The organism is Bradyrhizobium sp. MI1.3, from assembly GCF_055811695.1.
The window spans coordinates 45000-51907 of the sequence record NZ_JBVVPQ010000054.1; the positions used below are offsets into that span (position 1 = coordinate 45000).

A 6908-nucleotide genomic window follows, 5' to 3' on the forward strand; every position below is an offset into this window, starting at 1 on the left:
TTACGCAAGGATGCCGTGTTCGATCCGGTGCAGCATCTCTTCGACGACGCGCGCGCCCGCCTCCGTCGCGAGGTAAGCAAGTGGCGTTTCCCCGCGAAGCAACTTCTTGGGCTTGCGCAACCAGCGGTGCGCCTTCGCAGGCTCGCCGAACACGTTGGCGGCCAATCGGTCAACCCGCGCCAGCCGCACGGCTTTGTCGGTCTCCTCGACCGTCAGCGGCTCGCCCTCCGACAGCCGCCGCGCCAGTGTGCGCTTCGGCACGACAAGCGCGTGAATTTCGTCGTCGCTGTAATTGGCGAGGCGCTTGAGCGCGGCAGGTTCGATGCGAAACAGGCTGTTGGCGTCGATAACGACATTGAACAGCTCGGCCGACGGCTGCGATTCATCCGTCCCGCCCCTGCCCAGCCCGAGCGAAGGCGCGTCGGTGACGGTGGAGAGCCCCGTGACCGCATCGAAATGCCCCTGCACGACAATGGCGCCGGCTTGCGGTTGATAGGTGTGGTCCTGCTCGGAGGCGAACAAGCGTTCAATTGCCGCCCCCCCGCGCGATTTGTCGGGAGGAGATTTGTGCGTCGGCTTCGATGATGGCTTGCGGTCAGGTCGCTGGGTCAGGGCTGCCGCCGCGATCGTCTTGATCTGTTTGTTGGTCAGCGAGCCGGGGGCACGAAGCCCGCGGGAAGTTGAACCAACGCCTTTGCCAGTCCGCTCGTTCTTTGCCATTGGTCCGCCGTAATGCCAAATGCCTGAAAAATACAGCCAAGTGGCATTTAAGCACATGGGCTGCCGGATTCAAGCGCGGCGGTGCTCTCGCGACCTCATGCCGGGAAGCTCAGACAATGCCTGAAAGGGCTATTGAACACGCTGGCCCTCACGCCAGGCCATCTCCCAGAAGTCTGCCTCGAGTCTGGTGGCTTCCTTGAAGATCGCAATCAGTTCTGCCTCTCGCGCCGGCGTGGCGTAGAGATCGGCGAGATGCTCCATATGCGCCCGCGCTTTGGCAGCGACCTCCTGGTACGGCGCGCCGGCGTACTCGGCGATCCAAACGCGATAGGCGTTCGTCGCGGCGTCCGCGAGGGGTCGCGAGGCGAGCCGCGTTGCGATCTCCGCGTACCCGATCACGCAGGGGGCAAGCGCCACCTTGAGTGCCAGCAGATCGCCGCGCATTCCCGCGTCGAGCACGTAGCGCGTATAGGCCAGCATCTCGGCCGCCGGAGGGGCCTGTTCAAGGTCGGCCGGGGACAGACTCCAGTCGGCACAGAGCTTCACATGAAGGTTCATCTCGACATCGAGGATGGCCGAAAGGCCGGCCGCGGCCTCACGCATATCGGCGAGTCTGGGCGACTTGTAGACCGCGAGCGCGTAGGCGCGAGCAAACTCGATGAGGAACAAATAGTCTTGAACAAGGTAGTGACGAAACGCCGCTTCAGGCAGCGAGCCGTCTGCCAATCCGTTCGTGAAGGGATGCTCGGTGTAAGCCCGCCACTCACCGGATGCTTCTGTCTTGAGACGCTCGAAGAAACTCACGATGTTTCGCCTGGGGTGCTTGTCCATGAACGTTTTTGGGAAGCTACCGCAACGCCGCTAAAGCCAGTTTCGTCCGCTGTCACCATAGCTCCCGGGTTCGCAATGCGCTATCGGAAAGGGCACTCTCCGCGTCGGGAGTTTGGGCACTCTCACCCTAATCCGCAACCAGACATTCAGGCGGTGTGGACAAATGTCCCTGTTAAGCCATGAGCGAGAGCGGCAAAACATGCCAGCGCCTGCTCCGGCAAATGCTTCTGGTCCACGCCTGGGCGGGGTTGACGCTGCCGGTGGTGGTGTGGGTGGTGGCAAGGTGAGGTAGTCGACACTGCGTGGCGACTGCTTTCTGTCTTGGATCAACAGACCTTCACGATGGCCCCTGCCAGCCAGTCAGTCACCCTCCACTTGCGCACAGGCTCTCGTCATTCTTAAGCTCCTACTCCCGCTCTGAGGGACTGTTCACGTCAAGAAGACATGCTTTCCGGTGCCTCCGATCGTACTGCACGTAGCGCAATGCCCATTCGCCTACGAACGTTCTGAAGACCATCGATGAAATCATCCGCCGCGATGCTCAGGCTTTCTGGAGATTGAGCGCGCGCCATATCCTCGGTTGTCCACTCTTGGTTCAATTGCTTAGCGAGCGCATAAACAACAGCCCGACCGACGCGAATGATCATCGTTCGTTCAGCAAATTCCTTTGTCATCCGACGCATCGCTTCGGGCTCAGGAGCGTGTGCATACTCCAATTCAAGTTGGGTGCGCATCTCAGCAATCGAATGGTAATGCATGTTTACAAATAGCTGCCCTGCTTCAGGATAAAATTTCGCGGCCTTACCCTTGAGGCCTTTTTCTTCAATGGCGCTCTCGTCATGAAGCGGAATTATCTCAGGAGCGCGCTCGGCGTTGAGAGAAACCCTGGCTCGTTTGGCTCCGGTTGGGACGGCGAGCAAATCATCGGGCCTGACTCGTGGCGATTTGCCATCTGGCTGCCCCTCGCCCTGATTGGAGGCACGACTCCCGCCGCCGGACGTGCCAAATTCAACAGTGATATCGCCGCTTGGATTTAGGCGCGGGCTCGTTGTTTTGACTCTTAGGCTGTTTAATAGTCGTTGCAGTTCGTCTCGAATTTCTTTCGTGCTTCCCGAGTCAGTGGGAGCCAGCGAATTAATTAGCTCTATCAGCCAAGAGGGTCGATTTTCTCTTACGAGATGCGCAAAATCTTGACCGACTACTTGACGCTGATCTCCTTCGCGATATCTGAGAAATTGTCGATAGGCTTCCGGTCGTACCGAGCAATCATCGGTTAGCTCGATGTGAATCGAGATGTGCTTTGCGCCGAAAGTGACGCCAAAGATTGGTGCATCCAAGGTCCACTGACGCCCTCGCAGCAAATCGTACAATTCGTTCTTGTATACAATTGCGCAAGTGCTTACGTCCGTCGTGATTGCTCCGCTCACTGACTTGTTGTGACTTGTGCTGGCGAGTGGCGGATCGTAGAAATAATGGATCTTTGTACCGTCGTTTAAAACTACGCACTCGGATCTACCAAGCGGATATGCGCGCTCAGGAATTGTCCGAAATGTACGCGTGCCATCCAATTTATGAGCGCCCGGCTTGAACCTCACGACAAGTCCAGGAGGAAGCCGATAAAATCGGTGATAGAGATAATCTGCAAGCCACTGACCATTCATAGCCGGGTTTTGTTCGTAAGGGTCTCGAAGCGTATTTTGGTCCGCCCGATTCCCAAACAGCACGACCTCAGTCCAATCTCGCGACAGATCGTATCCTTCAATCAAGCATGCTGCTGTAACATCGAAGACTTCCTCTAGAGAACCTGCTTCACTCATGCGACGAAGCCGACCGTATACGTTGTCGCGCTGACACAAGATGACCTCGCTCACCAACCCTCCTTTACAACTGCGATAACGAAGGCCGTAACGGTTTGAGGGTAGTGACGCCACCTTTGCGCCCATACCGAAATTGTCATCAAGCCCCTTGTCTTTTCCAATGGATGCAGCCAGATCGCATATCTGATGGAGCTCTTCACTGGACATCCCGGGTCCAGAATTCCAAAATACAAAGTTTCTCGACGCCGCCAATCCATTTCGGCATCAATTCTATTGTTTGCTCGCCTGCTGGCGCATTGATTGCTGCCTCGATTGCGTTCATGACCAATTCGCGGATCATCATCGTCTTCGGGCAGCGCTCGATCATACTAGCAACGAGAAAGTCCTCGTCGGCGACACGTAAGGCAGTGACGTTTGGTGAACTATTCATTGTATCCTCGTGATCTAAATTCTGGGAACACAAGAAATTTTAATTCAAATCAGTGCCCGAAACCCGGGCACCACATTTGCGTAAGTCGATGATCTACGACGACGGTAGATATCTAAGATGATCTCGCTAAGCGGCGGCAGCTTCAGCACCTGCCTCGGATGAATGACGCGACGGAAGCCCAAGTTTCCAACGGATCATATCGCCAACGATCGGATAGATATCGTTGTGCTTGGCACCGAAGCGCATATACCCCCCCTGGAAGCTTCCGATATCCCTGTTTCCGGTCCCCTCCGCCGGCAGGTATGCAGTGAGCCCTGCGAGACCATGACTTTGTCTCTGCTCCTGCGAGAATTCGTAGTACCGCCACATCGGATTCTCATGGCTCATATCGATGTCAGTTAAGTGAGAGAGAAGCTTCTCAGTGAGCGAGTCTCCATCCTCGGGTCGGCGATTGCTAAAGCGAAAATCGTAGACAAGTTTTGCAATTGCCTTCAGGACAACAGGTTGAGCAGCTACTGTTTTTTGCCTCGCCTTATCTTCGCCAAAGCCATCGATCGCCTGTACCGCCGTCCAAAATCGGGCGGCAGTTTCGTGCTTGCCTTCAAGCATCGGAGGAGTCGCACTACTAATGTTGGTCTTATTGAGGAACAGAATAGCGTTGACTGCTACCATATCTTTACGCGGCAGCTTCCCTTCGTCGTCATTCCAATCCTTGACATCTACTTCGGAAACTCCGATTCCGAGATCATTGATGAGAGTTTCCTTGATGAACAAATTGATTGGGTTTGAATTGTCGAATTGCAGCGCGAGATTGGTATCAACTTTTTTACCCAAGCGATTCAAGTCGTGGAAAAGCTGACGTTCTTCGTCCGTGTGCAGCCCGAGGTGAACCTCCAGCAAAAGGGTACAATAGCTGCGGGCGACCTCGAAACATTCTTCCCATATCTTGAGATCGTCCGAACTAGCATCGTCTCCGTCGGAAAAGCCGATCAAGTTGCCCTTTTTGGGATAAGCCCGAGTGGTCCTCACATATTCGAGGAAACTAAACACCAATCGCATGCCCTCGCGACGATGCTGGCCGTCGATAACCCAAAGAACATGGCGTTGAGCGAGAAAGACCTTAAAAGCCGCGGTCTCATCGGTGCGCTTGTCAAGCATTCGGTCGCCGCGAATGTCAGCGCCACGAGGATTACAATCGCGAATGTTCACAACAATCGGCTGTAGGGCCATGTAAGGCTGCCGCCCCATGCGCTCCATCATCGCCTTGAGAGTCTCGGGAACTTCTTTTCCGGAGATCTGTCTGCGCTCGATTGATGCGGAGACAAGACCCTTCAACATGTAGACAGCGAGCTTGTGCGCATGGGCTGGATCGAGCTTACGTTGCGCAAGCTGATCGCCATCTCGGCCAGGATCATTGGCCACCTCGGACATGCCGAAGAACTCATGCATCGGCATCTGCATGAGAAAGGTTCGATTCCCGAGATTGTGTCCAATGAAGACCTTCATCGGTTTTTCGGAGGTGTCGCCAACCTCAAGCACTTCATCCAAGGTTGCGAGAGGAGTGGGCAAGCCGTTCTGAGTAGGCATCATGACAATCTCCTATTGAAAAAACCATCCTGGAAGCGCTTTTCCACCTCCAGGGCATGAATGTCAATCATCCTGGATAGTTATTTTTTACGTCCAGGAATGAATTTGCTTGTTCCCGGAGTTACTACTTGGCAAGATAAACGACTTAGCCACGGCAAGCGGGCACCAAACCGCACGCCAATAGAGCCTTCCAGGGGATGGCCGCATTCGGGTATCGAAGAGAGTCGACAGTACGGGAAGGTAAACATTGCGTGGCTGAACAGGCAGCGCAGTTTACACCAAAGTACTGATCTTATGGCGGAATCACTGGTACAGTTGGGTGGGCTCGAACCACCGACCTCCTGTTCCACAGACAGGCGCTCTAACCAACTGAGCTACAACTGCATCCTTGCGAGCCGCGCCTCTGGGCGCCCTTGATAGGGCCGGTCACCGAGGGGGGCTGGACGGGGCGGAAACTAGGTGCAACGGGCGTTTTTGGCAAGGCCGCAAACAGACGAAAAACCGGGGTAAATCACCCTCAGCGCAATGAAATCAGGCTTGATGGCGACCGTAGCGAGGTTGCGCTCCCCTCGCCCGCTTGGTCGCGACACTTCCGGTGAGGAGAGAGCCCTCTCCCGGCCTCTCCCGCATCCGCCTTCGCCAAGGCTTCGGCGGACATGAGCGGGAGAGGTGAAGAAAAAACCCGGGCTCTGGGCCCGGGTTCTTAATTGAGACGGCCGCGCCGGGTCAGGCGGCGGGGTAGAGCTTCGCGGCGGAGGCCTTGATCGGCTCGGCGGCGGCAGTGGCAGCGCGCTGGGCGATCTCGGCGAGCTCCCGGGCCTGGGCCTGGAAGGTCTCGAGCTGCGCCTTGGAATGGTTGGTCCACAGCGCGAACGCATCCTGCGGCGCCTTCACGCTGAACAGCTCCTGGGTGAAGTCGAGATGGGCCTTGGTGTTGGCCTTCGCGAACTCCATCAGCTTGGCGGTGTATTCGCTGACGCCCTTGTGGGCGGACGAGAACACGGCCTCGACGGTGCCGTTGTGGGTCTCGGCGGCGTCCTTGAACTTGGCGTAGTTCTCGCGGGCCTGCGACACGCCCTTTTCGGCGAACGCACGCATCTGCTCGGGGACCTCGAACGGAATGATCGAGGCAGAAAACGGATCAGTCGCACCTGTCATGGGTATCCCTCACACTAATGAAAAAACGGAGTGAGCCTTCAGGCGCGCCCGCCGGCCAACCGGGTGACGGGTGCGAAGACTGGAAACACGAAACGAATGATGGCTCGCCCAGCGCGGGGACCATGGCTGCCTAAAATGTCAACATTGTGCAACGCAACGGGTTTGGAGGGTGCATTGCAAAATTTAATCTCGGGGAGGATGAGGTTCCCCGGCAGGGGAACCGGTGGTTGAGGGGGGTTTGCGACGGCCCGCAGCGCTCTCTCCGTTCCCTCCCCACTTGTGGGGGAGGGCTAGGGTCAGTCGTTGCCCTGAGGCCCAGAGCGCGACGGACAGAATCCCCGTGTGGCACCCCCCCTCCCTGACCC

The 6908-nt window shown here is 56.7% G+C and carries 6 protein-coding genes and 1 tRNA gene; all 7 read right to left on the bottom strand.

All coding sequences use genetic code 11. From position 1 onward, the window contains the following. The gene (parS, locus tag AC0L3A_RS29830) at positions 1-522 is read right to left on the bottom strand and encodes a type II RES/Xre toxin-antitoxin system antitoxin (protein ID WP_473255688.1); all 522 of its coding nucleotides are present in this window, start codon (positions 520-522) and stop codon (positions 1-3) included. 327 nt (positions 523-849) lie between these two features. Continuing rightward, positions 850-1524, bottom strand: coding sequence for a thiaminase II (tenA, locus tag AC0L3A_RS29835; RefSeq protein ID WP_473255689.1), 675 nt, complete (start codon positions 1522-1524; stop codon positions 850-852). 461 nt (positions 1525-1985) lie between these two features. Beyond that, on the bottom strand, positions 1986-3575 hold the full coding sequence (locus tag AC0L3A_RS29840; RefSeq protein WP_473255690.1) for a hypothetical protein: 1590 nt from the start codon (positions 3573-3575) through the stop codon (positions 1986-1988). Continuing rightward, positions 3565-3798 carry a hypothetical protein gene (locus AC0L3A_RS29845; RefSeq protein ID WP_473255691.1) on the bottom strand — a complete coding sequence of 78 codons (234 nt, stop codon included), beginning with the start codon at positions 3796-3798 and terminating at the stop codon, positions 3565-3567. Before AC0L3A_RS29845 ends, AC0L3A_RS29840 begins: the two co-directional genes overlap by 11 nt. 126 nt (positions 3799-3924) lie before the next feature. After that, a complete protein-coding gene (locus AC0L3A_RS29850; protein WP_473255692.1) occupies positions 3925-5388 on the bottom strand; it encodes a DNA sulfur modification protein DndB in 1464 nt (487 codons plus the stop codon). Between the two features lie 304 nt (positions 5389-5692). Next, a tRNA-His gene (locus AC0L3A_RS29855) sits at positions 5693-5769 on the bottom strand. Between the two features lie 342 nt (positions 5770-6111). Further along, a complete protein-coding gene (locus AC0L3A_RS29860; RefSeq protein ID WP_007596705.1) occupies positions 6112-6543 on the bottom strand; it encodes a phasin in 432 nt (143 codons plus the stop codon). Positions 6544-6908: the final 365 nt, after the last annotated feature.

What these genes read in the sequence shown, in the direction of transcription:
- AC0L3A_RS29840 (WP_473255690.1), bottom strand. Translation starts at nt 3,575, where the DNA reads ATGTCCAGTGAAGAGCTCCATCAGATATGCGATCTGGCTGCATCCATT.
- AC0L3A_RS29845 (WP_473255691.1), bottom strand. Translation starts at nt 3,798, where the DNA reads ATGAATAGTTCACCAAACGTCACTGCCTTACGTGTCGCCGACGAGGAC.
- AC0L3A_RS29850 (WP_473255692.1), bottom strand. Translation starts at nt 5,388, where the DNA reads ATGATGCCTACTCAGAACGGCTTGCCCACTCCTCTCGCAACCTTGGAT.
- AC0L3A_RS29860 (WP_007596705.1), bottom strand. Translation starts at nt 6,543, where the DNA reads ATGACAGGTGCGACTGATCCGTTTTCTGCCTCGATCATTCCGTTCGAG.